Raw genomic sequence first — 26,116 nt, forward strand, 5'->3', positions numbered from 1 at the left:
GCGGTAGTTCAGTTGGTTAGAATACCTGCCTGTCACGCAGGGGGTCGCGGGTTCGAGTCCCGTCCGTTCCGCCAACATTTAGGGGCGTAGTTCAATTGGTAGAGCACCGGTCTCCAAAACCGGGTGTTGGGAGTTCGAGCCTCTCCGCCCCTGCCATTTACTTGATAAGTAATAACTAAAGATCTTTATTTATTAATAGCCCGGTTCGTTATGAACTGGGTTTTTTATTATCTGAATCTCGCCTTCTTATGTGCTTTATCCTGCCGAATTTCCTTTCTTTTTTGCGACTACTCCCTTCAATGCAACAGTTACAGAACTACCTATCTTTAAAATCATCAGTAACCGGTGTTATACCGGTATTGCGACTAATTGCCCGATAAGCCCCTGCTGATCACTGTTCTGCAGCCAGACAGCGTACAGAGGCTTTGTAATCAGGTCATCATTCACAGGTTTCAGCTCCGGAAACGTTTTTTTCCAGTGTGCCGGTAAATAAGCAACTGATGATGTCACTGACAGTAATTGTTTTGCCTGAAAAGCAGACGATGTTGTCAGAACCGGAGACTGGCAGCGGGCAAAAACGGCCTCGTCATGCTGCTGAAAGTCGGCGCTCCATTCCAGGCGGATAAGACCCGGAGGATTCTCTGCCGTCAGTGGCTGTATACTGAACAGCTGAAGTGTGATTTCACCGACAATCTCACTTTTCAGTTCATCCATTTTAGGCTGCTCAGTAGAGATCAGTAAATCAAGTTCGCGTGCATGTAATTGCTTTACCAGAGACTGACGGGATGCGATTCTGGTTTCCAGGCGAAGATCTGCGTGTGACTGGTAGGTCCGTCCGAGCCAGGGGGTCAGACAAGCTTCCCACAATGATGCAGTCGCTCCGATGGAAAGCGGGTTGTGTACCGAGGCATGATTAATTTCCTGTTTTGCCAGTTGCCAGGTATTGATCAGCGCTTCGGCATAAGGTACTAACCGCTCGCCAGCTGCGGTCAGGCGGATATTATTCCGGTGGCGGGTAAAAAGATTTGCCCCGAGATTTGTCTCTAACTGTCTGATTCTAAAGCTGACTGCAGATTGTGTAAGGTATAAGGATTCAGCCGCACGCCCGAAGTGACGGGTTTTACTGACCTCCAGAAAGGTTTTCAGTAATTCTGTATCCACTGGTATCTCCAAAAATTTTTGTCGTTAAGATTTAAATATTTTGTTTTACAGAATCCTAATGCTATCTAATACTCCGCGCCATAAAGAGTATGTCAGTAGAGAATTAGGAGTGTGTCAGATGGCAGAAAGCTTTATCACGACTAATCGTTTTTTTGATAATAAACATTATCCTCGTGGTTTTTCACGCCATGGTCATTTCACCATAAAAGAAGCTCAGTTACTTGAGCGCCATGGTTTTGCTTTCAACGAACTGGATATGGGTAAACGCGCCCCCCAGACGGACGAAGAAAAACAGTTTGTTTCTGTATGCCGTGGTGAGCGTATGCCGGAAACAGCAGAAGAAAAAGTGTGGATTAAGTATCTGGAGCGTATTCGTAAACCAAAACGCTTCCACACGCTGTCCGGTGGTAAACCTCAGATCGATCCGTCGGAAGACTATACCGACACAGATGATTAATATCATCAGAAATAATAAGTTAAAAGGGGCATTCGTGCCCCTTTCTCTTTTTAAGAGACCGCCTGCTGCAGTTTATGGATTAATCTGTCCATTACCCGGTAACTGAGTGCTTCCAGTATATCTTTTCGTGACACTTGTCCTCCTTCATCCCGCAGATCAGCAATAGTTCTGCTGACGCGCAGTATACGGTGCCATGCCCGCACAGACAGATTAAGTTGTGTCAGTGCATCCTCAAGAAAACGGGCATCCTGTGCTGATAATGCACACACTTCCTCTGTTTCTTTGCCTGACAGTCCCGCATTCAGTTTTCCCTGCCCGTTACGGAGGTATTGTTGTTTGCGTGCGGATTGTACCCGTGCTTTTACCTGCTCATGAACCGGCGGATCTTTTTCTGTCCGGCTTAACGTGCCGGGGGGCAGCATCGGCACTTCAATCGATAAATCAAACCGGTCCAGAAACGGTCCTGAGATGCGGGAAAGGTAACGCAGAAGCTGCTGAGGGCCGCTGCGGTTATGTATGCCCTGATAATGGCCCGTCGGGCTGGGATTCATCGCAGCAATGAGCTGTATACGGGCAGGAAAACACACTTTTGCTTTGGCTCTGGAAATAATGATTTCTCCGGATTCAAGCGGTTCACGCAGAGAGTCCAGTGATTTACGGGAGAATTCAGGGAGTTCATCAAGAAAAAGGATGCCGTGATGTGCCAGCGATATTTCTCCCGGCAGCGGTATACTGCCGCCACCGGTGAGTGCCGCAGAGGATGCGGTATGATGTGGTGCCCTGAACGGGCGCTGGGGCCATTTATTTTGTTCTGATGAGGTTTGGGTCAGGCTCCGGATTATCGCCACGTCAAGAGCTTCCTGCGCGGTTAACGGCGGGAGCAGTGTTCCCAGCCGGCTGGCCAGCATGGTTTTTCCGGTACCGGGCGGACCCAGCAGGAGCAAATTGTGCCCGCCGGCTGCACTTATCTCCAGAACTCGTTTGGCGTGTTGCTGTCCGGTAATATCATCAACACTTGCACCGTTATCATTTTCTGTTTTTCCCGTCAGGTGGCTGTTTTCATTCAGTTCCTGCTGCTGATGAAAAAAAGCGGCAATCTGCAGTAAATTATCTGCCATCAGTGCGGAACCGGCAGGCAGAATACATAATTCATCATTATGCTGTTTTGATACCACAGCCTGTCTTCCGGACTGACGTGCAGCCAGTACTGCCGGTAATATTCCGCGGCAGAACCGGAGTTCTCCCGAAAGACCTAACTCCCCCGAAAACTCATAATTTTCTGTTAATTTTGTATCTATTTGCTCTGAAGCTGAGAGTATGGCAACAGCGATAGGTAAGTCATATCGCCCGCCTTCTTTGGGCAAATCAGCCGGGGCAAGATTGATAGTGACCCGCTTTGCCGGAAATTCAAATCCGCCGTTGATCAGGGCACTGCGTACCCGATCTCTGGACTCTTTAACCGCGGTTTCCGGTAATCCCACCAGTGTTAATCCGGGCAGCCCGGCGCTGATATGTGCTTCGACCGTGACCAGCGGTGCTTCTGTCCCGATCATGGCTCGGGTATAAACAATGGCAAATGACATCAGGCCATCCTGCAGTTGCATAAACGAATTGTCATGATGATGATTTTTTGCATCATTTCGCAGCGAAATTACGTTGTTTACAATGTATATCGACAGATTTTATGTATGTTGCATAAAAGTAATTTCTGTTCTGCGTGTTGCATGGAAAAACCGGGTGACAGGGAATTAATTTCCGGGTTTCAGAATAAAAAATCTGCCACGCTTTTCATCGTACTCCCGGGAAGGGTGTTCAGAGGAAAAGTAAGTTGTACCGGAGAATGTCCCGTTTTTTCTGCGTTGTTCCGGAAGTGACGATTTTGGCAGAGGAGGATACCGCCGGATAAAAAAATAGCAGTGAAACATATCGTTAATAATGGCAGCTCACTGAATTTTATGGATTTTTATTCTTGTTGTTAAAAAAAAGACAAATAGCCGTTGTCAGGAATTCGATAACATGATAACTCTAAAATAAAGAGACCAACTGAATACGGCAGACAGAAGAATTTATCCATGAACAAGATTGTCCGAGTGATTAGCCTAATTATCGTGAGCGTGGTGGTGATTATTATCCCACCGTGCGGGGCTGCACTCGGATACGAAAATGGCTGATACGAGCCAGGATCTTACGAGAACCCCGCACCGAAAGGCGCGGGGTTTTTTTTTAACCCTAAAATTATGATTTTTCACTGAAAAGAAAACGGCGGACTAAGGAGTCACACATGAACGGGGCACAGTGGTTAGTGCAGGCACTACGAACACAGGGCGTTGACACTGTGTTCGGCTACCCGGGCGGAGCGATCATGCCGGTCTATGACGCGCTGTATGACGGTGGTGTGGAGCACGTGCTCTGCCGTCATGAACAGGGAGCGGTTATGGCGGCAATCGGTTATGCACGGGCAGGGCAGAGAACGGGGGTATGTATCGCAACATCAGGGCCGGGGGCAACAAACCTTATCACCGGACTGGCGGATGCACTGCTTGATTCAGTACCGGTTGTTGCCATCACCGGACAAGTAGGTTCATCACTGATTGGTACGGATGCCTTTCAGGAGATCGATGTGCTGGGGCTGTCTTTGTCATGCACAAAACACAGCTTCCTGGTTGAATCAATTACTGATTTGCCGCGAATTATTACCGAGGCTTTCGCGATTGCCGCAGGCGGGCGTCCGGGGCCGGTACTCATTGATATCCCGAAAGACATTCAATTACAGATTAGTGAATTTACCCCGTACTTTCTGCCGGTGAATGATGCAGAACCTCTTTCGCAGACGGCCCTCTCCCGTGCACGGCAACTGATGCGGGAAAGCCGGAAACCGGTGCTGTATGCCGGTGGTGGTGTCGGAATGTCAGGTGCAGTTGCACAGTTGCGGACATTTCTGGATGAAACCGGTATGCCGGCAGTGAGCACCCTGAAAGGGCTGGGGGCGGTATCTCCGGATTATCCGTATTACCTCGGTATGCTCGGGATGCACGGGGCAAAAGCAGCGAACCTTGCAGTTCAGGAGGCGGATTTGCTGATTGCAGTCGGTGCCCGTTTTGATGACCGGGTAACCGGCAAGCTGAACGCATTTGCGCCGCATGCAAAGGTGATCCATGTGGATATCGACCCTGCCGAGCTGGATAAATTACGGCAGACACATGTTTCTCTTGTCTGTGATGCGAAACAGGTTCTGCCGCTGCTGTCACAGTCGCTGTCATTATCGGCCTGGCAGCATCACGTGAAGGTACTGAAAGCAGAGCACGCGCCTGACTATTTACATGCCGGTGACAGTATTTATGCACCGCTGCTGTTATCTCAGGTGTCTGCGGTCAAACCGGCAGATTGTGTGGTGACAACGGATGTCGGGCAGCATCAGATGTGGACGGCACAGCATATGACGTTTGACGGCCCGGAGAATTTTCTGACATCCGGTGGTCTGGGTACGATGGGGTTTGGTTTACCGGCAGCGATCGGGGCACAGATTGCCCGCCCGGAAGCAACTGTGCTGTGTGTTTCCGGTGATGGCTCTTTCATGATGAATGTGCAGGAACTGACCACCATCAAACGCAAACGCCTGCCGGTCAAAATCCTGCTGCTGGATAATCAGCGTCTCGGCATGGTGCGTCAGTGGCAGGAACTGTTTTTTGATAAGCGTTACAGCGAGACTGTACTGGATGACAATCCTGATTTTGTTGCCCTGGCCCGCTCGTTTGATATTCCGGGACAGCTGGTGACTGAAAAATCAGCACTGCCGTCCGCGATTAATACCCTGTTACACCATCAGGGCCCGTATTTATTACATGTCGCCATCCGTGAAGAAGATAACGTCTGGCCATTAGTACCGCCGGGTGCGGGTAACGAACATATGTTGGAGAGCTCATTATGATGCAGCATCAGTTAGCAATTCAGGCACGTTCATGCCCGGAAATCCTGGAACGGGTTCTGCGGGTTGTACGCCACCGCGGATTTAACGTCTGTGCCATGAAAATGGATCTGGCGAAAGGTTCCGAAGGTGATAATGTAAACATTGAGTTAACAGTTTCAAGCCTGCGGCCGCCGGCCCTGCTCTGTACACAGTTAGTTAAGCTGGCGGATGTGGCGGATGTCGAAGTCCTCACAAAAAATACACAAAATTATCAACATATTAGCTGTGCAGTATAAAGGAAAATTACAATGACAAAAAAAGCTGATTTTATTTGGTTCAATGATGAGATGGTTCCGTGGGCAGAAGCAAAAGTGCATGTTATGTGTCATGCCATGCACTACGGAACATCTGTTTTTGAAGGGATCCGCTGTTATGAGTCTCATAAGGGCCCTGTCGTTTTCCGTCATCGCGAACATATGCAGCGCCTGCATGACTCCGCCAAAATCTATCGTATGCCGGTGGAATATTCTGTTGATGAATTAATGGAAGCCTGCCGCGCCACGCTGCGCAAAAATAACTTATCAAGTGGTTATATTCGTCCGCTGGTCTTTATCGGTGATGTCGGTATGGGTGTTAACCCGCCGCAGGGCTATAAAACCGATGTCATCATTGCGGCATTCCCGTGGGGTGCTTACCTGGGTGAGGAAGCACTGGATGCAGGGATTGACGCCATGGTGTCATCCTGGAACCGTGCGGCACCGAACACTATTCCGACAGCGGCCAAAGCCGGCGGTAACTACCTGTCCTCGTTACTGGTCGGCAGTGAAGCCCGCCGTCACGGTTATCAGGAAGGGATTGCGCTGGATGTGAACGGTTATATCTCCGAAGGCGCGGGTGAAAACCTGTTTGAAGTGAAAAATAATATTATCTTCACGCCGCCGTTTACCTCTTCCGCACTGCCGGGTATTACCCGTGATGCGATTCTGACCCTGGCAAAAGAGCTGGGGTATGAAATCCGTGAGCAGACGCTATCCCGCGAATCACTCTATCTGGCTGATGAAGTCTTTATGACCGGTACCGCGGCGGAAGTTACGCCGGTACGCAGTGTTGACGGCATTCAGGTGGGGATCGGCCGCTGTGGTCCTGTCACCAAAGAGATCCAGCAGGCATTCTTTGGTCTGTTCACCGGTAAAACAGAAGACAAATGGGGCTGGTTAGATCCGGTAAATCCATAATAACGAAACAGATTTACAGGCGGGTTGTTCCCCGCCTGATTTTTGCAAACACGGGAGATTACAATGCCTCAGTACCGTTCGGCGACAACAACGCATGGCCGCAATATGGCGGGTGCGCGCGCATTATGGCGGGCGACAGGAATGACAGATGCCGATTTCGGCAAACCGATTATCGCGGTTGTTAACTCATTCACACAATTTGTTCCGGGTCATGTTCACCTGCGGGATCTGGGCAAACTGGTGGCAGAGGAAATTGAGGCCGCCGGCGGCGTTGCCAAAGAATTTAATACCATCGCTGTGGATGACGGGATCGCCATGGGGCACGGCGGAATGCTGTATTCTCTGCCATCGCGTGAGCTTATCGCCGATTCGGTGGAATACATGGTGAATGCGCACTGTGCCGATGCCATGGTGTGCATCTCCAACTGCGACAAAATCACCCCGGGAATGCTGATGGCATCACTGCGCCTGAATATCCCGGTTATTTTTGTATCCGGCGGTCCGATGGAAGCCGGTAAAACCAAGCTGTCTGATCAGATAATCAAGCTGGATCTGGTGGATGCCATGATCCAGGGCGCAAATCCCGATGTCTCCGATGCGGACAGTGAACAAATCGAACGCTCGGCCTGCCCGACCTGCGGCTCCTGCTCCGGCATGTTTACCGCGAACTCAATGAACTGCCTGACCGAAGCGCTGGGCTTATCCCAGCCGGGTAACGGATCGCTGCTGGCAACTCACGCTGACCGCAAAACGCTGTTCCTCAATGCCGGACGCCGGATTGTGGAAATCACCAAAAAGTATTACGAGCAGGATGATATTCGTTTTCTGCCGCGCAATATCGCCACCAAAGCGGCATTTGAGAACGCCATGATTCTGGATATCGCCATGGGCGGTTCAACCAACACAGTTCTGCATCTGCTGGCGGCAGCGCAGGAAGGGGAGGTTGATTTCACAATGGCGGATATTGATCGTCTCTCCCGTGCGGTGCCGCATTTATGCAAAGTCGCACCGAGCACTCAGAAATACCACATGGAAGATGTGCATCGCGCCGGCGGGGTAATCGGCATCCTGGGCGAGTTGGATCGCGCCGGGTTACTGCACCGGGAAGTCAGTAACGTGCTGGGGATGACCCTGCCGGAGTTGCTGGCAGCGTATGATATTACACTGACAAAAGATGATGCGGTGAAACGGATGTATTCCGCCGGGCCTGCCGGGATCCGCACAACAAAAGCATTCTCTCAGGATTGCCGCTGGCCGTCCCTTGATGATGACCGTGAAAATGGCTGTATCCGCAGCAAAACCCATGCCTACAGCCAGGATGGCGGGCTGGCGGTACTGTCCGGTAATATTGCCGAAGATGGCTGTATTGTGAAAACCGCCGGGGTGGATGAGGGGAGCTTAACCTTTACCGGACCGGCAAAAGTGTACGAAAGTCAGGATGATGCGGTAAAAGCGATTCTGGGCGGAGAGGTTGTGGCCGGCGATGTGGTGGTGATCCGCTACGAAGGACCGAAAGGCGGGCCGGGGATGCAGGAAATGCTGTATCCGACAACCTATCTGAAATCCATGGGGCTGGGAAAAAGCTGTGCGCTGATCACCGACGGACGGTTCTCCGGCGGCACATCCGGGTTATCCATCGGCCACGTTTCGCCGGAAGCGGCTAACGGCGGGCTGATCGGTCTGGTTAAAACCGGAGATACTATCGCGATTGATATTCCGTCACGGCAGATTTCCCTGAACGTGGATGAGCAGACACTGGCAGCACGCCGGGCAGCGGAAGAGGACCGGGGTGAAAAAGCCTGGTCACCGCAGAACCGTGAGCGGCAGGTCTCTTTTGCGCTGCGTGCATATGCACTGCTCGCGACCAGCGCTGATAAAGGTGCGGTACGGGATAAAAGTAAACTCGGGGGTTAAGGATGACCGCAAAACAACCATTATCTGCTCAGCCGTCAGCGGCTGAGTATGTGAGAGCAGCCTTCAGTGCCTCTGTTTATGATGTCGCTCAGGTTACGCCGCTGCAACTGATGCCGAAGCTGTCTGCACGGCTCGGTAATACGATTTCTGTCAAGCGGGAAGACCGACAACCGGTTCACAGTTTTAAGCTGCGTGGCGCATACGCCATGATTGCGGAGCTGACAGAAGAACAGAAACGGCGGGGCGTGGTGACGGCATCAGCCGGAAACCATGCTCAGGGCGTGGCGTTATCTGCCGGGAAAACCGGGGTGAAAGCCCTGATTGTGATGCCGGTGGCGACGGCGGATATCAAAGTGGATGCGGTTCGCGGGTTCGGTGGTGAAGTGGTTCTCCACGGCGCTAATTTTGATGAAGCAAAAGCACATGCACTTGAGCTGGCCGCGTCCCTCGGTATGACGTTTATTCCGCCGTTTGATCACCCGTCGGTGATCGCCGGTCAGGCCACGATCGCCCTTGAACTGTTACAGCAGAATGCCCGGCTCGACAGAGTGTTTGTGCCGGTCGGCGGCGGCGGACTGGCTGCCGGGGTGGCGGTATTCATCAAACACCTGATGCCGGACATTAAAGTGATTGGTGTCGAGGCGGAAGAGGCGGCTTGTCTGAAAGCCGCGCTGGATGCCGGACATCCGGTCGAATTACAGAAAGTCGGGTTGTTTGCCGAAGGTGTGGCAGTCAAACGGATTGGTGATGAAACATTTCGTTTGTGTCAGCAGTATCTGGATGATGTTATCACCGTGGACAGTGATGCCATCTGCGCAGCTATGAAAGATCTGTTTGATGATGTACGGGCAGTGGCAGAGCCTTCCGGGGCACTGGCGCTGGCGGGGATGAAAAAATACATTCAGCAGCACAATATTCAGGGAGAAAACCTGGCGCATGTGCTGTCCGGTGCCAATGTGAATTTCCATGTGCTCCGTTATGTGTCAGAGCGGTGCGAACTGGGAGAACAGCGTGAAGGCGTGTTCGCGGTGACGATCCCGGAAGAAAAAGGCAGTTTCCTGCGGTTTTGTCAGGCGCTCGGCCCGCGTGTGGTGACAGAGTTTAACTATCGCTACAGCGGTTCAGATGAAGCGTCGGTGTTTGTCAGCGTCCGTGCGGATGAAGGTCCCGGAGCGAGGCAGACGATTCTGGATGGCCTTTCCGCCTCCGGGTTCAGCGCGACGGATTTATCCGATGACGAAATGGCAAAACTGCATGTCCGCTACATGGTGGGTGGCCGTCCGTCAGCACCGTTGCAGGAGCGGCTGTTCAGTTTTGAATTCCCGGAAGCACCCGGCGCACTGCTGAAATTCCTGGAAACACTCGGCACACACTGGAATATCACCCTGTTCCATTACCGCAGTCACGGCACGGATTATGGCCGCGTACTGGCGGCTTTTGAAATACAGGAAGGAGATGTGCAGTTTGAGCAGCATCTGAATGCACTCGGCTACGACTTCCGCGATGAAACCGGTAATGCCGCATTTGCCCGTTTCCTTGCCCCGCAGTTATCCGGGGTGGCGCGGCAGTAGTTGCCAGAAGGCTCTGATCAGCGGCTCATGCAGCCGCTTGTTCAGTGTGCAGACACCCAGCTCAAACGGCGCAACCATCGAAATATTATCGAGTTGCAGTATCCGGCTGCGGATTGAGTCCGGGCTGTTCTCCACCACCACATTCGGGATCAGCGCGATACCGCAGCCCAGTGCCACCATCGACACAATCGCTTCATGGCCGGACACTGTGGCATAAATCTGCGGATCCTGAATCCGGTGTGTTTTGAACCATAAATCAATCCGTTTACGTGACGGGCCATGCTCCGGAATGATAAACGGGATATTTTCCCAGTCAGGCACCGGCTGTACCGCCTGCTGTCTGACCGGGCATGGCAGCGCGGGCGCTATCAGTGACAGCGGAATTTCGCCTATCTGATGAAAGCGGACATTATCCGGCAGCTTTTCCGGCTTACCGGCGATACCGAGATCGGCTTCCTGTGACTGTACTTTTTCCACTGCATCCGCCGCGTCCCCGGTGGTCAGTTTGATTTCCACCTGCGGATGTTCAGCCCGGAACTGGTCGAGGATCTGCGGCAGATGGCTGTATGCGGCGGTGACGGAACAGAACAGACGTAATTCACCGGTCAGTGACGGGCTCTGGTGATTAAGCGCATGTTGCAGCTGCTGGTATTGCAGCACTGTTTCCCGTGCAAATTTTTTCAGCTGTTCACCGGCGGCTGTCAGCTGAACAGTACGGTTATCCCGCAGAAACAGCGGATGCCCGAGGGATTCTTCCAGGCGCTGGATCTGCCGTGAGAGTGTCGACGGGCTGATATACATGGCAGCAGCGGTTTTGCCGAAATGGCAGCTCTCCGCGAGATGTAAAAACAGTCTGAGTTCCCGGATATCCATAACAGCCTCCGCGGGGATTGAATTTTAATCAGTACGTTGCAAAAAATGCATCACTATCTTGTGAATATATCAATTTAAGCAATGAAGATCATGACATATAGTCAATATAAATAAAGGGTATACCACCCCGGTAAATAACGAAATCAGTGCTGCAAAGACAGCAATCTGAGCAAACACAATACACGGAGTCACCATGGCGAATTATTTTAATACACTGAATTTGCGCCAGCAGCTGGCGCAGTTAGGCAAATGCCGGTTTATGGCGCGCGCAGAATTTGCGGACGAGGCAGGGTATCTCAAAGGCAAAAAAGTGGTGATTGTCGGCTGTGGTGCACAGGGGCTGAACCAGGGACTGAACATGCGCGATTCCGGACTGGATATCGCTTATGCACTGCGTCAGGAAGCGATTGATGAGAAGCGCACTTCATGGCGCCGTGCCACCGAGAATGGTTTTACCGTCGGCACGTATGAAGATTTGATCCCGCAGGCTGACCTGGTGGTTAACCTGACACCGGACAAACAGCACTCTGCGGTGGTTAAAGCCGTTCAGCCACTGATGAAATCCGGCGCGGCGCTGGGCTACTCACACGGTTTTAATATTGTGGAGGTCGGCGAAACTATCCGCCCTGATATCACGGTTGTGATGGTGGCACCGAAATGTCCGGGAACGGAAGTGCGTGAAGAGTACAAGCGCGGCTTTGGTGTTCCGACACTGATTGCAGTCCATCCGGAAAATGATGCCAAAGGTGAAGGTCTGGCGATTGCCAAAGCCTGGGCTGCGGCAACCGGTGGTCACCGTGCGGGTGTTCTGGAATCGTCCTTTGTTGCGGAAGTTAAATCTGACCTGATGGGCGAGCAGACTATCCTCTGCGGTATGTTGCAGGCCGGCTCACTGCTCTGTTATGACAAAATGGTTGCCGACGGTGCGGATCCTGCATATGCAGGCAAACTGATCCAGTACGGCTGGGAAACAATCACTGAAGCGCTGAAACAGGGCGGGATCACACTGATGATGGACAGATTGTCCAACCCGGCAAAAGTCCGTGCTTATCAGCTGTCTGAAACACTGAAAGCACAGATGAAGACCCTGTTTGAAAAACATATGGATGACATCATTTCCGGTAATTTCTCCTCAACGATGATGGCTGACTGGGCGAATGATGACAAAAACCTGCTGACCTGGCGTGAAGAAACCGGCAAAACAGCGTTTGAAAATTACCCGGATTCTGAGCAGAAAATCAGTGAACAGGAATATTTTGACCACGGAGTTGTCATGGTCGCAATGGTGAAAGCCGGTGTGGAACTGGCATTTGAAACCATGATTGACGCGGGGATCATTGCGGAATCCGCTTATTATGAATCGCTGCATGAACTGCCGCTGATTGCCAATACCATTGCCCGTAAGCGTCTGTATGAAATGAACGTGGTGATCTCCGATACCGCAGAATACGGTAACTATCTGTTCTCCTTCGCAGCAGTGCCGTTACTGAAAGATTTTATGGCATCACTGCAGCCGGGTGACCTGGGTAAATCCGGGGCAGATTACGGCACGGATAACGCACAACTGCGTGATATCAATGAAGCTATCCGTCAGCATCCGATTGAAACCGTGGGTAAAACCCTGCGCGGTTATATGACGGATATGAAACGTATCGCAGTCGGCGGCTGATAACAGAATAATGATATTATCTCACGGCACCTTTGGGTGCCGTTTTCCGTTTTAATGAGCGGCGTCCGGTTACACTTCTGCTCTGCCTTTCTGCTACAATTCCCTTCTGTTCCAGTATTGAGTCGAGTTAACAGCGCGTATGAAATTAAATCCCGGTCAGCAGCAGGCCGTTGAGTATGTTCAGGGGCCGTGCCTTGTGCTTGCGGGTGCCGGCTCCGGCAAAACCCGTGTGATCACCAATAAAATTGCACATCTGATCCGCAATACCGGCTATCAGCCGCGCCAGATTGCGGCGGTGACTTTTACCAACAAAGCCGCGCGGGAAATGAAAGAGCGTGTTGCACAAACCCTGGGGCGTAAAGAGGCCAAAGGGCTGATGATCTCCACATTCCATACCCTGGGGCTGGAGATTATCAAGCGGGAATACAAAGCGCTGGGGATGAAAAGTAATTTCTCCCTGTTCGACGATCAGGATCAGCTCGCGTTGCTTAAAGAACTGACGTTTGATCATCTGGAAGAAGATAAAGAGTTACTGCAACAACTGGTCAGTCAGATCTCGAACTGGAAGAATGCCCTGCTGACGCCGGAACAGGCAAAAGGGCTGGCACGATCAGAGCGTGAACATACGTTTGCTGAGTGTTACCGCCGCTACGAACTGCACCTGAACAGCTGTAATGTCCTTGATTTTGATGATCTTATCACCAAACCGACCCTGCTGTTTGCCCGTGATGAACAGGCACGGGAGCGCTGGCAGCAGCGTATCCGTTATTTGCTGGTGGATGAGTATCAGGATACCAACACCAGTCAGTATCAGCTGGTGAAATTGCTGGTCGGTAAACGCGCGTATTTTACGGTTGTGGGTGATGATGATCAGTCAATTTATTCATGGCGCGGCGCACAACCGAAAAACCTGGTGCAGCTGAGCAAAGATTTTCCGGAACTGCGGGTCATCAAGCTGGAGCAGAATTACCGTTCTTCCGGCTGTATTCTGAATGCGGCGAATATCCTGATCGCCAATAACCCGCATGTGTTTGAAAAACAGCTTTTTTCAAACCTCGGGTATGGTGACCCGATGAAAGTGATCACAGCGAATAATGAAGATCATGAAGCGGAGCGGGTGGTCGGGGAGCTGATCGCACATCATTTTATCAATAAGACCGATTATAAAGATTATGCGATCTTATATCGCGGCAACCACCAGTCGCGGATCTTTGAAAAAATGCTGATGCAAAACCGGATCCCGTACCGGATTTCCGGCGGAACCTCTTTCTTCTCCCGCCCGGAAATTAAAGATTTGCTGGCATATCTGCGTGTGCTGACCAATCCGGAAGATGATAGTGCTTTCCTGCGCATTGTGAACACGCCGCGCCGGGGAATAGGACCGGCCACTATTCAGAAACTGGGTGAGTGGGCCAATACGCGGGACAAAAGTTTGTATCAGGCCAGTTTTGACCTCGGACTGGGGCAGACACTTTCCGGTCAGGGACTGGCGGCACTGACGAATTTTACCGGCTGGCTGGCGGATGTGGAAAAACTGGTTGAGCGCGAGCCGCTGATCGCGGTGCGTGATTTACTGCACGGCCTGGATTATCAGAGCTGGCTCTTCGAAACGTCCGCCAGTCCGAAAGCCGCTGAGATGCGGATGAAAAACGTCGATCAGCTGTTCAGCTGGATGGCAGAAATGCTGGAAGGGGATGATCTCAACGAGCCGATGACGCTGGCCCAGGTAGTTACCCGCTTTACGCTGCGCGACATGATGGAGCGCGGCGAGGAAGCGGAAGAGCTGGATCAGGTGCAGCTGATGACACTGCATGCCTCCAAGGGGTTGGAATTTCCGTATGTTTTCCTCGTGGGGATGGAAGAGGGGATTTTGCCGCATCAGTCCAGTATCGATGAGGATAACGTGGATGAAGAGCGGCGTCTGGCCTATGTGGGGATCACCCGTGCCCAAAAATCCCTCTTTTTTACCCTGTGTCGTGAGCGCCGTCAGTACGGCGAGCTGATCCGCCCGGAGCCGAGCCGGTTCCTCTATGAACTGCCGCAGGATGATCTGCTCTGGGATGACGGTAAAAAAGTGGTGAAAACCGCCGAGGAGAAACAACAGACCGGGTTGCGCGGTGTGGCCGGGCTGAAGGCGATGCTGGCAAAGAAAAAGGAAGAAAACGGATGAGGGAATCACTCAGAGCAAAAATGATCGCGGTATGTGATGATAAGATACTGAAAAAAGGTGAGAATACAGGTTTATCGTTTTACGCATTCTTTGCCAATAAAAATGATGATCCGGAATTACTGATGGAAGCCGCTACGTGGTGGATTATGACCCGTAAGTTGGATCACTTTGAAAAGGCTCATAAAATAAAAACCCTGATAATGTCCGAAAACGGATAATCAGGGCTTATTATTTGTCAGCCGAGGGTGGACGGCTTCTGTTCTTCCAGCATCAGTGACCACTGCACATAACTCTGCCACTGAATTTCCTGCTGTAATGCTTCCGCGCGCAGCGGATGCAATTGCTGCCAGCCGACCGGCAGTGTGATAATCAGCCCTTCCGCAGACGTCCGGATGCGCAGTGATGGCAGTGTGTCATCACGGCGGCGGCTGGCAAAAATAATCGCCAGACGCAGCAGACGACACAGACAACCGGCTTCACGTGGTGTCAGCGCATTTTGCTGATTGAGAGAGTGGATATCTAGCGGGCCGCTCTGATTGCGCAGCAGTACCGCTAACAGGCGGCGCTGTGCCGGTGTGAAACCGGGTAAATCCAGATTACTGACCAGATAACCGGCATGTTCAGGGCCTTTGCGGAAATCAACACTCAGCCCGATTTCATGGATCAGAGAGGCGCTGCTGAGCAGTTCACGACAGCGGATATCCAGCTGCCAGGCGGTTGCCACCTGCTGAAAAAAATGATCCGCCAACTGGCGGACACGTTTTCCCTGGTCGGCATCTATCTGAAAACGCTTCTGAATATTTTTCAGTGTCCGGGTGCGGATGTCCTGCTCTACCGGCAATTCCAGCATGCCGTAGACCAGCCCTTCACGCAGTGCTCCCCCGGCGAGTGTCATGCTGTCAATGCCGAGCGTTTCAAAAATCGCGATAAGAATAGCCAGCCCGCTCGGGAACACCAGTGCCCGTTCCAGCGTCAGCCCTTCAATTTCCAGCTCTTCCAGTTTGCCGCACTCAATCGCTTTGCGTTTGAGCTGCTGCAGTTTCGGCAGGGTGATTTGTTCATCCATGCCCTGAGCAATCATAATTTCCTGAAGTGCCTGAACGGTGCCGGATGCGCCGACACACACCTGCCAGCCCTGCTCCAGAAGTGCCGGGGCGACCGGGGCGATAATATCGCGGGCAGCCTGTTCGGCACCGGCGAAATTCTCTGTGGTCAGGGAGCGATCGGTAAAATAGCGCTCCAGCCAGGTGACACAGCCCATCTCCAGGCTGAACAGGGCGGTGGTCCGGGTGCCGCTGCCGGTCACCAGTTCGGTACTGCCGCCGCCGATATCGACCACCAGACGCTTGTCTGACCCGCCGGTGGTGTGGGCAACGCCCTGATAAATCAGGCGTGCTTCTTCCTCACCACGGATTACCGTGACCGGATGGCCGAGGATCTCCGCTGCCGTTTCCAGAAATTCACCGGCATTTTTGGCCAGTCGCAGGGTGGCTGTCGCCACCACGCGGATCTGGGAATCCGGGATATCCTGCAGATGTTCGGAAAACAGACGCAGACACTGCCAGCCGCGGGCCATGGCTGCCGGAGACAGGATATTCTCTTTATCCAGACCGGCCGCCAGACGAACCTTGCGTTTTATCCGTGACAGTACCTGAATACTGCCCGCGATCTCCCGTACCACCAGCATATGAAAGCTGTTGGAACCCAGATCGATGGCAGCATAAAGCGAGGACGATCTCAGCATGGCGGCCTTCAGCGTTTGGTGCGGTTATTGTTATGACGCGGCCCGTTGCTGTTGCGGCGCGGCATATTGCGGCGGTTCTGACCACCTCCGGTGCGCGGCGGACGGCGGCGGCGCTTCGGTACCGGCAGATCTGTCAGCAGTGCATCGCTGTTGTATTTACTGACCGGAATCGGATGGCCGGTATATTCTTCAATCGCAGGCAGGTTCAGTGCGTACTCTTCACAGGCCAGGCTGATGGAGTGACCACTTTCCCCGGCACGCCCGGTACGGCCGATACGGTGAACATAATCTTCACAGTCATCCGGCAGATCATAGTTAAAGACGTGAGTCACTGACGGGATATGCAGACCACGGGCTGCAACATCCGTTGCCACCAGAATATCCAGATTACCGTGAGTGAAATCCTCGAGAATACGCAGACGTTTTTTCTGCGCCACATCGCCGGTCAGCAGGCCGACACGGTGGCCGTCAGCCGCCAGGTGTGCCCAGATATCTTCACAGCGGTGTTTGGTATTGGCGAAAATAATGCAGCGATCCGGCCACTCTTCTTCCAGCAGTGTCTGGAGGAGGCGCATTTTTTCTTCATTGGACGGATAAAATAACTCTTCTTTGATCCGGTGACCGGTACGCTGTTCCGGTTCAATTTCAATATATTCCGGGTTGTTCATCTGCTCAAACGCCAGCTCACGGACGCGGTAGGAAAGTGTCGCGGAGAACAGCAGATTCATACGCTCGGCACATGGCGGCATATGGCGGAACAGCCAGCGGATATCTTTGATAAAGCCGAGATCGTACATACGGTCAGCTTCATCGAGAACCACAACCTGAATGGCGCTCAGGTCGATACGGCCCTGTTTGGCGAAGTCGATTAAGCGCCCGGTGGTGCCGATAATCACATCGACGCCTTCATCCAGCACTTTGATTTGTTTGTCGTAGCCGTCACCGCCGTAAGCCAGGCCGGTTTTCAGCCCGGTAAGCTGAGACAGTGGTTCGGCGTCAGAATGGATCTGTACCGCAAGTTCGCGGGTCGGGGCCATAATCAGCGCACGCGGCTGATTGATTTTGCGGCCTTCCGGTGCCGGATGGGTAAGTAAATGATGAAACGTTGACGTCAGAAATGCCAGCGTCTTCCCTGTTCCTGTTTGTGCCTGTCCTGCAACATCCCGGCCGTTGATCGTCAGGGGAAGTGTCAGCGCCTGAATAGGCGTGCAGTTATAAAAGCCCTTAGAATCAAGCGCTTCTACCACTTTAGTATGCAAGGCGAAGTCAGAAAACTTCTTGTCTGTTAAATGTGTTTTGCTCATATTTAGGTAGAATATCAGTTTAATGTTGCGTTACGGAAGTCTATTCGCTGAAATAGGTAAATCCTATCATTAATTAATGGTAGACTAACCGGGTATCGTACAAATTTTGGAGTGGAACAATGAGCGATAAAATTATTCACCTGACTGATTCCGTTTTCGAACAAAGCGTCTTAAAAGCAAACGGCCCTGTGCTCGTTGATTTTTGGGCAGCCTGGTGTGGCCCGTGTAAAATGATTGCCCCTATTCTAGACGAAATCGCCGATGAATATGCAGGGAAAATCACTATCGCAAAACTGAACATCGATGATAACCCGCAGACAGCGCCGCAATACGGCATCCGCGGTATCCCGACATTACTGCTGTTCAAAGACGGCGTGGTGAAGGCAACGCAGGTTGGTGCGGTATCCAAAACCCAGCTGAAAACCTTTATCGATAACAATATCTGATAGCCGGTTTCAGCATATGTCATTAAGATGTCCTGCGGGAACGTGAATTAATCCTTGTTCACCCGCTGGACGTCTTCTCTGAAGCATGATAAGTTAGCGCCAGCTGATCAGGTATCGCTGAAGCTCCTCAGACAGCATAGCATACTGACAACTCTGTAGTGTCTGAAAGTCTGTTATCTCCGGATACATCAAGGTATCCGATATCCCGGTCACAGTGTCCGGTTATCCCTCGGAGATAAATCTAATTTGCGGGAATGTCACCCAATTTGTTCTCCCAAATAGGATGTGCATCACATCTTGCCCTGTGCCGGGTGTTCACAGTCAGCCTTGCAGACGATTACCTGGAAATGCAAAAATATTCGTATTAACAGTGAAAATCGGTTTTGTAAAAAATTAACCTGGTAACGATAACGTTACCGTATTATTCACGTTCATAATTCGAGATACACCCCGAGTCAAAGAACCCACCATTATGAATCTTACCGAATTAAAGAATACGCCGGTATCAGAGCTGATTACTCTTGGCGAAAATATGGGGCTGGAAAACCTGGCCCGCATGAGAAAACAGGACATCATCTTCTCTATCCTCAAGCAGCACGCGAAGAGCGGCGAGGATATTTTCGGTGACGGTGTGCTGGAAATATTGCAGGACGGCTTTGGTTTCCTCCGCTCTGCTGACAGTTCATACCTCGCAGGTCCTGATGATATCTACGTTTCTCCCAGCCAAATCCGCCGCTTTAACCTCCGTACCGGTGATACCATTTCAGGTAAAATCCGTCCGCCGAAAGAAGGCGAGCGCTATTTTGCCCTGCTGAAAGTTAACGAAGTTAACTTTGACAAACCTGAAAACGCCCGCAGTAAAATCCTGTTTGAAAACTTAACGCCGCTGCACGCAAACCGTCGTCTGCGTATGGAGCGTGGTAATGGTTCAACAGAAGATTTAACCGCCCGTGTTCTTGACCTCGCCGCCCCTATCGGCCGTGGTCAGCGTGGTCTGATTGTGGCACCGCCGAAAGCCGGTAAAACCATGCTGCTGCAGAATATTGCGGCCAATATCGCACATAACTACCCTGACTGTGTGCTGATGGTTCTGCTGATCGACGAACGTCCGGAAGAAGTGACCGAGATGCAGCGTCTGGTCAAAGGTGAAGTTATCGCATCCACCTTTGATGAACCGGCTGCGCGTCACGTTCAGGTCGCGGAAATGGTTATCGAGAAAGCCAAACGCCTGGTTGAGCATAAAAAAGATGTCATCATCCTGCTCGACTCCATTACCCGTCTGGCCCGTGCCTATAACACCGTCGTACCGTCCTCCGGTAAAGTACTGACCGGTGGTGTGGATGCGAACGCCCTGCATCGTCCTAAGCGTTTCTTCGGTGCCGCGCGTAACGTGGAAGAGGGCGGAAGCCTGACTATCATCGCAACGGCACTGGTTGATACCGGATCGAAGATGGATGAAGTTATCTACGAAGAGTTTAAAGGTACAGGTAACATGGAATTACACCTGTCCCGTAAGATTGCAGAAAAACGTGTCTTCCCGGCGATTGATTACAACCGTTCCGGTACACGTAAAGAAGAGCTGCTGACCACTCAGGACGAACTGCAGAAAATGTGGATCCTGCGCAAAATTATCCATCCGATGGGTGAGATTGATGCAATGGAGTTCCTGATTAACAAACTCGCGATGACGAAGACCAACGAAGAGTTCTTCGACTTCATGAAACGCTCGTAGCTTTTCGACGACACTTTATAACTAACGCCGCATGCATTGTGGCGTTTTTTTTTACCGGTTATGTCAGAAACCCCTGTGCGGCAGGGCATGGTATGTTTCTTGCATATATTATTTTGCCTGGTAATGGCAGGTTCTGCACGGTGATATCGGCCGGCAGGGATAATAAAAATATCAGAAAGGGTTGTTGTGAATCTCACTATGTTAACTGAACTCCTAATCATATTTGTGTTCGCCACAGCGACGGTCTTTGTTGCCCGTAAGGCTGGCGTCGCTGTCGGTTTGGTGGATAAACCCAATTACCGCAAAAAGCATCAGGGACTGGTCCCGTTAGTCGGCGGAATTTCTATTTTTATCAGTGTCTGCTTTGCTTTCCTCATCAGTGATGAGTTTATTGCGCATAAATTTATTTATCTCGGGTGTGCCGGTGCGCTGGTGCTGGTCGGGGCGCTCGATGACCGGTTTGACCTCAGTGTGAAACTGCGGGCCGGTGTTCAGGCGGTGGTTGCTATCATTATGATGGTGTTTGCCAACCTGAAAATTGACAGCCTGGGTCATGCATTCGGGCCGTGGGAGCTGACTCTCGGGCCGTTCAGCTATGTGCTGACACTGTTTGCGGTATGGGGCGCGGTGAATGCGTTCAATATGGTGGATGGTATTGACGGGCTGCTCGGCGGGCTTTCCTGTGTCTCTTTCGGCGCGCTGGGGATCCTGTTTGCCCTGAGCGGCAACAGCGGTCTGGCATTCTGGTGCTTTACCTTTATCGCCGCCATTCTGCCGTATATCTGCTTTAACCTCGGGCTGTTCGGCCGCCGCTTTAAAGTGTTTATGGGGGATGCGGGCAGTACGCTGATCGGATTTACCATTATCTGGCTGCTGACATCGGCCTCACAGGGCGGGGAGCCGCATGCGATTAATGCAGTGACCGCACTGTGGATTATCGCCATTCCGCTGATGGATATGGTCGCGATTATGTACCGCCGTCTGCGCAAAGGGATGAGCCCGTTCTCACCGGATCGCCAGCATATTCATCATCTGATTATGCGTTCCGGGTTTACGTCACGCGAATCTTTTGTGGTGATAACCCTTGCTGCGGCAGTATTAGCCGCTATCGGTATTGCCGGACAGGTACTCAGCTTTGTCCCTGAGTGGGTGATGCTGGCACTGTTCTTGCTTGCTTTTATTATGTACGGCTACTGCATAAAACGCGCCTGGAAAGTTGCCCGTTTTATTAAACGCCACAGACGCCGCGTGCGTCGCAAATCGGTCACACACTAAATTTTTTAACCACAGAGGCACATGTTGATATGCGTTCAGAAAATACTCCGGACCCGCAACAAACGCAGTATGACCAGGAATTAGATATCCGCGCGTTATTTATGTCGTTATGGCGCGGAAAATTATGGATAGCCGGGATGGCGGTTGTGTTTGCGCTGGTTGCATTGGGTGCCAGTTATTTTATGCAGCAGAAGTGGAATTCCACGGCGATTACGGATTATCCGACTGTTAATAATTTAGGCGGATATTATTCCCAGCAGCAATTTATGCGTAATCTGGACACGCATCTGAATGCCGCTCAGGAATCTTCAGCACTGCTGCCAATCCCGAATGAGGCCTACCAGGAGTTTATTACCCAGGCGGCATCTTATGATACCCGCCGCGATTTCTGGTTACAGACGGATTACTACAAGTCCCGCATGGAAAATGATGCCAAAGCAGATGCGGCACTGCTGGACGAAATGATCAATAACATCACGCTGACCCCGCGTGATGACACGAAAAAACTGGTGAATGACACGCTGACGCTGACAGCGGAATCTGCGGCGGACTCCGCGAAACTGCTGAGTCAGTATGTGGATTTTGCCAACGCGCGTGCGGCTCAGAATCTTAACGATGAGCTGAAAGGGGCGTGGGCAACGCGGTCACAGTCACTGAAAGCACTGGTCAAACGTCAGAAGATGGTGGCGGAATCACTGTATCAGCGTGAAACCGGACAGCTGAAAAATGCTATCGCGGCCGCACAGAAACAGGGTATCAGCCGCAGCCGGACAGATGTGCCTGCGGAAGAACTGCCTTCCTCCCAGCTGTTTCTGTTAGGCACACCGATGTTACAGGCACGTCTGGAGACACTGGAAGCCGCCGGTCCTGAGTTTGATAAAGATTACGAGCAGAACATTGCCATGCTGTCGACGCTGAATGTCGGTCCGGCGCTGGAAGATAACTTCCGTGCCTACCGCTATCTGCGGACACCGGACGAGCCGGTAAAACGTGACAGCCCGCGCCGTGCCTTCATGATGATTATGTGGGGCTTTATCGGTGCTCTGACCGGTGCCGGTGTGGCGCTGGTCCGCCGCCGTCCGTAACGGCAGCGGCAGAATAACCGGCCGGGGCGCTGCTCCCGGCCTGTTTTAAGGCGGGTAACCGCCACCGGCCGGAAAGCCGGATATCATATAAAATAAAAGAGACACTCAGTGAAAGTATTGACTGTATTTGGTACCCGCCCGGAAGCTATCAAAATGGCTCCGCTGGTACATGCGCTGGCAGCGGATCAGGCTTTTGAGGCAAAAGTCTGTGTGACCGCGCAGCATCGTGAAATGCTGGATCAGGTATTACACCTTTTTGAGATCACACCGGATTATGATCTCAATATTATGCGCCCGGGACAGGATTTAACTGATATTACCTGTCGTATTCTTGAGGGTTTGAAGCCGGTTCTGGCCGACTTTAAACCGGATGTCGTTCTGGTTCACGGCGATACCGCAACCACCATGGCAACCAGCCTGGCGGCGTTCTACCAGCGGATCCCGGTGGGTCATGTGGAAGCCGGTCTGCGTACCGGAAATCTGTATTCACCGTGGCCGGAAGAAGCCAACCGCAAAATTGCCGGACACCTGGCAATGTATCATTTCGCGCCGACACAAAATTCGCGCGAAAACCTGCTGCGTGAAGGTATCCGCGACAATCATATTTTCGTCACCGGCAACACGGTGATTGATGCACTGCTCGCGGTCCGTGACCGCATCATGCAGGACAAAGCCCTGCTGGCGCAGCTGGATGCACAGTATCCGTTTATCGACAGCAGCAAAAAAATGATCCTGGTCACCGGCCACCGCCGTGAGAGTTTCGGCGGCGGGTTTGAGCGGATTTGTCACGCGCTGGCTGAAATTGCCACGACGCATCCGGAAGTCCAGATTGTCTACCCGGTTCACCTCAACCCGAATGTCAGTGAGCCGGTAAAACGTATTCTGCATGATATCAGTAACATTGTGCTGATCAGTCCGCAGGATTACCTTCCTTTTGTCTACCTTATGAACCATGCTTATATGATCCTGACCGACTCAGGCGGCATTCAGGAAGAAGCACCGTCATTAGGTAAACCGGTTCTGGTGATGCGTGATACCACCGAACGTCCGGAGGCGATTGACGCCGGGACTGTTCGTCTGGTCGGCACTGAAACCGGTACTATCGTTCGTGAAGTAACGCGATTGCTGACCGATCCGGCGGCTTATCATGAGATGAGCCGTTCACATAACCCTTACGGGGACGGAAAAGCGTGCCAGCGTATTCTTGAAGCATTGAAAAACAATCAGGTGACATTATGAGTTTTGAAACTATTTCTGTTGTCGGTCTGGGTTATATCGGTTTACCAACAGCGGCAGCTTTTGCCTCCCGTCAGAAGAAAGTGGTTGGTGTGGATGTGAACCAGCATGCGGTTGATACCATTAACCGTGGTGAAATTCATATTGTGGAGCCGGATCTGGGCGCGGTTGTGAAAACAGCGGTGGAAGGCGGTTTCCTGAAAGCCTTCACCAAACCTCAGCCTGCTGATGCGTTCCTGATTGCGGTACCGACACCGTTTAAAGGTGATCACGAGCCGGATCTGGCTTTTGTGCAGTCTGCGGCGGAATCTATCGCACCGGTACTGAAAAAAGGTGACCTGATTATTCTCGAATCCACCTCGCCGGTCGGTGCGACTGAGCAGATGGCAGAGTGGCTGGCAGCGGCACGTCCTGATCTGACCTTCCCGCAGCAGGCGGGTGAAGAATCTGATATCGATATCGCTTACTGCCCTGAGCGTGTGCTGCCGGGCCAGGTGATGGTCGAACTGATTAAAAACGACCGTGTGGTCGGCGGGATGACACCAAAATCCTCAAAACGCGCCAGTGAACTCTATTACATCTTCCTGGAAGGTGAGTGTGTCATTACTAACGCGCGTACAGCGGAGATGTGCAAACTGACCGAAAACAGCTTCCGCGATGTGAACATTGCGTTTGCGAATGAATTATCACTGATTTGTGCTGACCAGGGTATTAATGTCTGGGAACTGATCAGCCTGGCAAACCGCCATCCGCGTGTGAATATCCTGCAGCCGGGTCCGGGTGTCGGCGGCCATTGTATCGCGGTTGACCCTTGGTTTATCGTGGCGCAGAACCCGAAACAGGCCCGTCTGATCCACACTGCGCGTCTGGTTAACGACGGCAAACCACTGTGGGTTATTGATCAGGTAAAACAAGCAGTTGCTGATTGCCTGACTGAAACCGGCAAACGTGCCAATGAAGTGACGATTGCCTGCTTTGGCCTGGCATTCAAACCAAATATCGACGATCTGCGTGAAAGCCCTGCGGTTCAGGTTACCAAAATGGTGGCAGAGTGGCATGCAGGGAAAACTCTGGCGGTTGAGCCGAACGTTCATGAACTGCCGGGTAAACTGAAAGGTCTGACAGAACTGGTCTCCATTGAGAAGGCGATTACTGACGCGGATATTATCCTGCTGCTGGTGGATCACACGCCGTTCAAAGGTATCCCGGGCAGCCAGATCCCGCAGAAATGGATTATCGATACCAAAGGAGTATGGCGTTGAAACGTATTTTAGTGACAGGCGGAGCCGGTTTTATCGGCTCTGCGGTTGTTCGTCATATTATCCGTGATACTGCTGACAGTGTGGTGGTGGTGGATAAACTGACTTACGCCGGTAACCTCGAATCACTGGCACCGGTGGCGGATGACCCGCGCTATGCCTTTGAACAGGTGGATATCTGTGACCGCGCGGCGCTTGACCGCGTGTTCGCACAGTATCAGCCGGATGCCGTGATGCATCTGGCGGCGGAAAGTCATGTGGATCGCTCTATCGACGGCCCGGCGGCGTTTATCGAAACCAACATTGTGGGCACTTACACACTGCTGGAAGCTGCGCGTCATTACTGGACGGCACTGGATGCGGAGAAAAAATCCGCATTTCGTTTCCACCATATTTCCACCGACGAAGTTTACGGCGATCTGGAAGGGACTGACGGCTTCTTCACGGAAACCACACCGTATGCACCGAGCAGCCCGTACTCTGCCTCCAAAGCCTCCAGTGACCATCTGGTACGCGCCTGGCAGCGGACTTACGGCTTCCCGTCCGTGATCACCAACTGCTCAAATAACTACGGGCCGTACCACTTCCCGGAAAAACTGATCCCGCTGGTGATTCTCAATGCGATTTCCGGCAAACCGCTGCCGGTTTACGGCAAAGGTGAGCAGATCCGCGACTGGCTGTTTGTCGATGACCATGCCCGCGCTCTGTATACCGTGGTGACACAGGCAAATATCGGTGAAACCTACAATATCGGCGGCCATAACGAGCGCAAAAATATTCAGGTGGTGGAAGCTATCTGTGAGCTGCTCGAAGAACTGCATCCGCAGAAACCGGCCGGTGTCGCGCAATACCGCGACCTTATCACCTATGTGACAGACCGCCCGGGCCATGACCTGCGTTATGCGATTGATGCTGACAAAATTGAGCGTGACCTGGGCTGGCGGCCGCAGGAAACGTTTGAGTCCGGTATCCGCAAAACCGTGGAATGGTATCTGAATAATGAAACCTGGTGGCGCCGGGTGCAGGACGGCTCGTATGCCGGACAGCGTCTGGGACTGGGTCAGGATAAGTAAGAGGC

General features: G+C 52.1%; 22 protein-coding genes and 1 tRNA gene. 18 read left to right on the plus strand and 5 right to left on the minus strand.

Annotation, left to right across the window (positions count from 1 at the left end; all coding sequences use genetic code 11):
• Positions 1-80 precede the first annotated feature (80 nt).
• Positions 81-156 (plus strand) — tRNA-Trp (locus tag AB7038_RS17065).
• A gap of 192 nt (positions 157-348) precedes the next feature.
• Here the strand turns inward: AB7038_RS17065 and hdfR are convergent.
• Complete coding sequence (hdfR, locus tag AB7038_RS17070; protein ID WP_368889612.1) at positions 349-1,161, minus strand: HTH-type transcriptional regulator HdfR; 813 nt, start codon at positions 1,159-1,161, stop codon at positions 349-351.
• Positions 1,162-1,279: 118 nt separating this feature from the next.
• Here hdfR and AB7038_RS17075 point away from each other — a divergent pair, with 118 nt between their 5' ends.
• On the plus strand, positions 1,280-1,618 hold the full coding sequence (locus tag AB7038_RS17075) for a DUF413 domain-containing protein (RefSeq protein WP_004234373.1): 339 nt from the start codon (positions 1,280-1,282) through the stop codon (positions 1,616-1,618).
• A gap of 50 nt (positions 1,619-1,668) precedes the next feature.
• Here the strand turns inward: AB7038_RS17075 and AB7038_RS17080 are convergent, their stop codons facing one another.
• Positions 1,669-3,201, minus strand: a complete 1,533-nt coding sequence (locus tag AB7038_RS17080) for a YifB family Mg chelatase-like AAA ATPase (protein WP_368889613.1) — start codon at positions 3,199-3,201, stop codon at positions 1,669-1,671.
• Positions 3,202-3,690: 489 nt separating this feature from the next.
• On the opposite strand from AB7038_RS17080, the gene ilvL reads away from it, so the two are divergent.
• The 6 genes from ilvL (at position 3,691) to ilvA (ending at position 10,245) form a co-directional block, all read left to right on the plus strand.
• Positions 3,691-3,789, plus strand: a complete 99-nt coding sequence (ilvL, locus tag AB7038_RS17085) for an ilv operon leader peptide (protein WP_079549161.1) — start codon at positions 3,691-3,693, stop codon at positions 3,787-3,789.
• Between the two features lie 110 nt (positions 3,790-3,899).
• The gene (gene ilvG, locus AB7038_RS17090) at positions 3,900-5,546 is read left to right on the plus strand and encodes an acetolactate synthase 2 catalytic subunit (protein WP_369453698.1); all 1,647 of its coding nucleotides are present in this window, start codon (positions 3,900-3,902) and stop codon (positions 5,544-5,546) included.
• Complete coding sequence (gene ilvM / locus AB7038_RS17095) at positions 5,543-5,821, plus strand: acetolactate synthase 2 small subunit (protein WP_004234381.1); 279 nt, start codon at positions 5,543-5,545, stop codon at positions 5,819-5,821. The genes ilvG and ilvM overlap by 4 nt, the downstream gene beginning before the upstream one ends.
• Positions 5,822-5,833: 12 nt before the next feature.
• Positions 5,834-6,760 (plus strand): branched-chain amino acid transaminase, encoded by a 927-nt coding sequence (locus tag AB7038_RS17100; RefSeq protein ID WP_004234382.1) that lies wholly within the window; start codon positions 5,834-5,836, stop codon positions 6,758-6,760.
• A gap of 63 nt (positions 6,761-6,823) precedes the next feature.
• Positions 6,824-8,674, plus strand: coding sequence for a dihydroxy-acid dehydratase (gene ilvD, locus AB7038_RS17105; RefSeq protein WP_368889615.1), 1,851 nt, complete (start codon positions 6,824-6,826; stop codon positions 8,672-8,674).
• 2 nt (positions 8,675-8,676) lie between these two features.
• The gene (gene ilvA, locus AB7038_RS17110) at positions 8,677-10,245 is read left to right on the plus strand and encodes a threonine ammonia-lyase, biosynthetic (protein WP_369453699.1); all 1,569 of its coding nucleotides are present in this window, start codon (positions 8,677-8,679) and stop codon (positions 10,243-10,245) included.
• On the opposite strand, the gene ilvY is transcribed toward ilvA, so the two are convergent.
• Positions 10,222-11,118 carry an HTH-type transcriptional activator IlvY gene (gene ilvY / locus AB7038_RS17115; RefSeq protein WP_072872232.1) on the minus strand — a complete coding sequence of 299 codons (897 nt, stop codon included), beginning with the start codon at positions 11,116-11,118 and terminating at the stop codon, positions 10,222-10,224. The genes ilvA and ilvY overlap by 24 nt on opposite strands.
• A 193-nt stretch (positions 11,119-11,311) precedes the next feature.
• Here ilvY and ilvC point away from each other — a divergent pair, with 193 nt between their 5' ends.
• The 3 genes from ilvC to AB7038_RS17130 all read left to right on the plus strand — a co-directional run bounded on the left by ilvC (position 11,312) and on the right by AB7038_RS17130 (position 15,175).
• Complete coding sequence (ilvC, locus tag AB7038_RS17120; RefSeq protein ID WP_369453700.1) at positions 11,312-12,787, plus strand: ketol-acid reductoisomerase; 1,476 nt, start codon at positions 11,312-11,314, stop codon at positions 12,785-12,787.
• Positions 12,788-12,926: 139 nt separating this feature from the next.
• Positions 12,927-14,957, plus strand: a complete 2,031-nt coding sequence (gene rep, locus AB7038_RS17125) for a DNA helicase Rep (RefSeq protein WP_368889618.1) — start codon at positions 12,927-12,929, stop codon at positions 14,955-14,957.
• The gene (locus AB7038_RS17130; protein ID WP_186724573.1) at positions 14,954-15,175 is read left to right on the plus strand and encodes a DUF6500 family protein; all 222 of its coding nucleotides are present in this window, start codon (positions 14,954-14,956) and stop codon (positions 15,173-15,175) included. Before rep ends, AB7038_RS17130 begins: the two co-directional genes overlap by 4 nt.
• Positions 15,176-15,192: 17 nt before the next feature.
• Here AB7038_RS17130 and gppA read toward each other — a convergent pair whose 3' ends face one another.
• Both gppA and rhlB read right to left on the minus strand, forming a co-directional pair.
• Positions 15,193-16,701, minus strand: a complete 1,509-nt coding sequence (gene gppA, locus AB7038_RS17135) for a guanosine-5'-triphosphate,3'-diphosphate diphosphatase (RefSeq protein ID WP_368889619.1) — start codon at positions 16,699-16,701, stop codon at positions 15,193-15,195.
• Between the two features lie 8 nt (positions 16,702-16,709).
• Complete coding sequence (gene rhlB / locus AB7038_RS17140; RefSeq protein ID WP_349419065.1) at positions 16,710-18,005, minus strand: ATP-dependent RNA helicase RhlB; 1,296 nt, start codon at positions 18,003-18,005, stop codon at positions 16,710-16,712.
• A 119-nt stretch (positions 18,006-18,124) separates the two neighbouring features.
• Between rhlB and trxA the strand changes: the two genes are divergently transcribed.
• The 7 genes from trxA (at position 18,125) to rffG (ending at position 26,111) form a co-directional block, all read left to right on the plus strand.
• Positions 18,125-18,451 carry a thioredoxin TrxA gene (gene trxA, locus AB7038_RS17145; protein ID WP_004241312.1) on the plus strand — a complete coding sequence of 109 codons (327 nt, stop codon included), beginning with the start codon at positions 18,125-18,127 and terminating at the stop codon, positions 18,449-18,451.
• Between the two features lie 472 nt (positions 18,452-18,923).
• Positions 18,924-20,183, plus strand: coding sequence for a transcription termination factor Rho (gene rho, locus AB7038_RS17150; protein WP_004234397.1), 1,260 nt, complete (start codon positions 18,924-18,926; stop codon positions 20,181-20,183).
• A 198-nt stretch (positions 20,184-20,381) separates the two neighbouring features.
• Positions 20,382-21,458 carry a UDP-N-acetylglucosamine--undecaprenyl-phosphate N-acetylglucosaminephosphotransferase gene (gene wecA / locus AB7038_RS17155; protein ID WP_004234399.1) on the plus strand — a complete coding sequence of 359 codons (1,077 nt, stop codon included), beginning with the start codon at positions 20,382-20,384 and terminating at the stop codon, positions 21,456-21,458.
• Between the two features lie 29 nt (positions 21,459-21,487).
• Entirely contained in the window at positions 21,488-22,543 is a 1,056-nt protein-coding gene (wzzE, locus tag AB7038_RS17160) for an ECA polysaccharide chain length modulation protein (protein WP_004234401.1), read from the plus strand.
• 108 nt (positions 22,544-22,651) lie between these two features.
• Positions 22,652-23,782, plus strand: coding sequence for a non-hydrolyzing UDP-N-acetylglucosamine 2-epimerase (gene wecB, locus AB7038_RS17165; protein ID WP_024474220.1), 1,131 nt, complete (start codon positions 22,652-22,654; stop codon positions 23,780-23,782).
• The gene (gene wecC / locus AB7038_RS17170; RefSeq protein WP_032099214.1) at positions 23,779-25,041 is read left to right on the plus strand and encodes a UDP-N-acetyl-D-mannosamine dehydrogenase; all 1,263 of its coding nucleotides are present in this window, start codon (positions 23,779-23,781) and stop codon (positions 25,039-25,041) included. The genes wecB and wecC overlap by 4 nt, the downstream gene beginning before the upstream one ends.
• Positions 25,032-26,111 carry a dTDP-glucose 4,6-dehydratase gene (rffG, locus tag AB7038_RS17175; RefSeq protein WP_368889620.1) on the plus strand — a complete coding sequence of 360 codons (1,080 nt, stop codon included), beginning with the start codon at positions 25,032-25,034 and terminating at the stop codon, positions 26,109-26,111. Before wecC ends, rffG begins: the two co-directional genes overlap by 10 nt.
• Positions 26,112-26,116 lie beyond the last annotated feature (5 nt).

It is taken from the genome of Morganella morganii (assembly GCF_041099235.1).
Classification (GTDB): domain Bacteria; phylum Pseudomonadota; class Gammaproteobacteria; order Enterobacterales; family Enterobacteriaceae; genus Morganella; species Morganella morganii_E.

Bases quoted from the DNA above. Each gene is read 5' to 3' on its own strand.
- rffG (WP_368889620.1), top strand. From the start codon at position 25,032: ATGGCGTTGAAACGTATTTTAGTGACAGGCGGAGCCGGTTTTATCGGC.
- wecA (WP_004234399.1), top strand. From the start codon at position 20,382: ATGTTAACTGAACTCCTAATCATATTTGTGTTCGCCACAGCGACGGTC.
- gppA (WP_368889619.1), bottom strand. From the start codon at position 16,701: ATGCTGAGATCGTCCTCGCTTTATGCTGCCATCGATCTGGGTTCCAAC.
- wzzE (WP_004234401.1), top strand. From the start codon at position 21,488: ATGCGTTCAGAAAATACTCCGGACCCGCAACAAACGCAGTATGACCAG.
- rep (WP_368889618.1), top strand. From the start codon at position 12,927: ATGAAATTAAATCCCGGTCAGCAGCAGGCCGTTGAGTATGTTCAGGGG.
- ilvG (WP_369453698.1), top strand. From the start codon at position 3,900: ATGAACGGGGCACAGTGGTTAGTGCAGGCACTACGAACACAGGGCGTT.
- AB7038_RS17100 (WP_004234382.1), top strand. From the start codon at position 5,834: ATGACAAAAAAAGCTGATTTTATTTGGTTCAATGATGAGATGGTTCCG.
- AB7038_RS17130 (WP_186724573.1), top strand. From the start codon at position 14,954: ATGAGGGAATCACTCAGAGCAAAAATGATCGCGGTATGTGATGATAAG.
- ilvC (WP_369453700.1), top strand. From the start codon at position 11,312: ATGGCGAATTATTTTAATACACTGAATTTGCGCCAGCAGCTGGCGCAG.
- ilvD (WP_368889615.1), top strand. From the start codon at position 6,824: ATGCCTCAGTACCGTTCGGCGACAACAACGCATGGCCGCAATATGGCG.
- rhlB (WP_349419065.1), bottom strand. From the start codon at position 18,005: ATGAGCAAAACACATTTAACAGACAAGAAGTTTTCTGACTTCGCCTTG.
- AB7038_RS17075 (WP_004234373.1), top strand. From the start codon at position 1,280: ATGGCAGAAAGCTTTATCACGACTAATCGTTTTTTTGATAATAAACAT.
- trxA (WP_004241312.1), top strand. From the start codon at position 18,125: ATGAGCGATAAAATTATTCACCTGACTGATTCCGTTTTCGAACAAAGC.
- wecC (WP_032099214.1), top strand. From the start codon at position 23,779: ATGAGTTTTGAAACTATTTCTGTTGTCGGTCTGGGTTATATCGGTTTA.
- ilvM (WP_004234381.1), top strand. From the start codon at position 5,543: ATGATGCAGCATCAGTTAGCAATTCAGGCACGTTCATGCCCGGAAATC.
- ilvA (WP_369453699.1), top strand. From the start codon at position 8,677: ATGACCGCAAAACAACCATTATCTGCTCAGCCGTCAGCGGCTGAGTAT.
- rho (WP_004234397.1), top strand. From the start codon at position 18,924: ATGAATCTTACCGAATTAAAGAATACGCCGGTATCAGAGCTGATTACT.
- AB7038_RS17080 (WP_368889613.1), bottom strand. From the start codon at position 3,201: ATGTCATTTGCCATTGTTTATACCCGAGCCATGATCGGGACAGAAGCA.
- ilvY (WP_072872232.1), bottom strand. From the start codon at position 11,118: ATGGATATCCGGGAACTCAGACTGTTTTTACATCTCGCGGAGAGCTGC.
- ilvL (WP_079549161.1), top strand. From the start codon at position 3,691: ATGAACAAGATTGTCCGAGTGATTAGCCTAATTATCGTGAGCGTGGTG.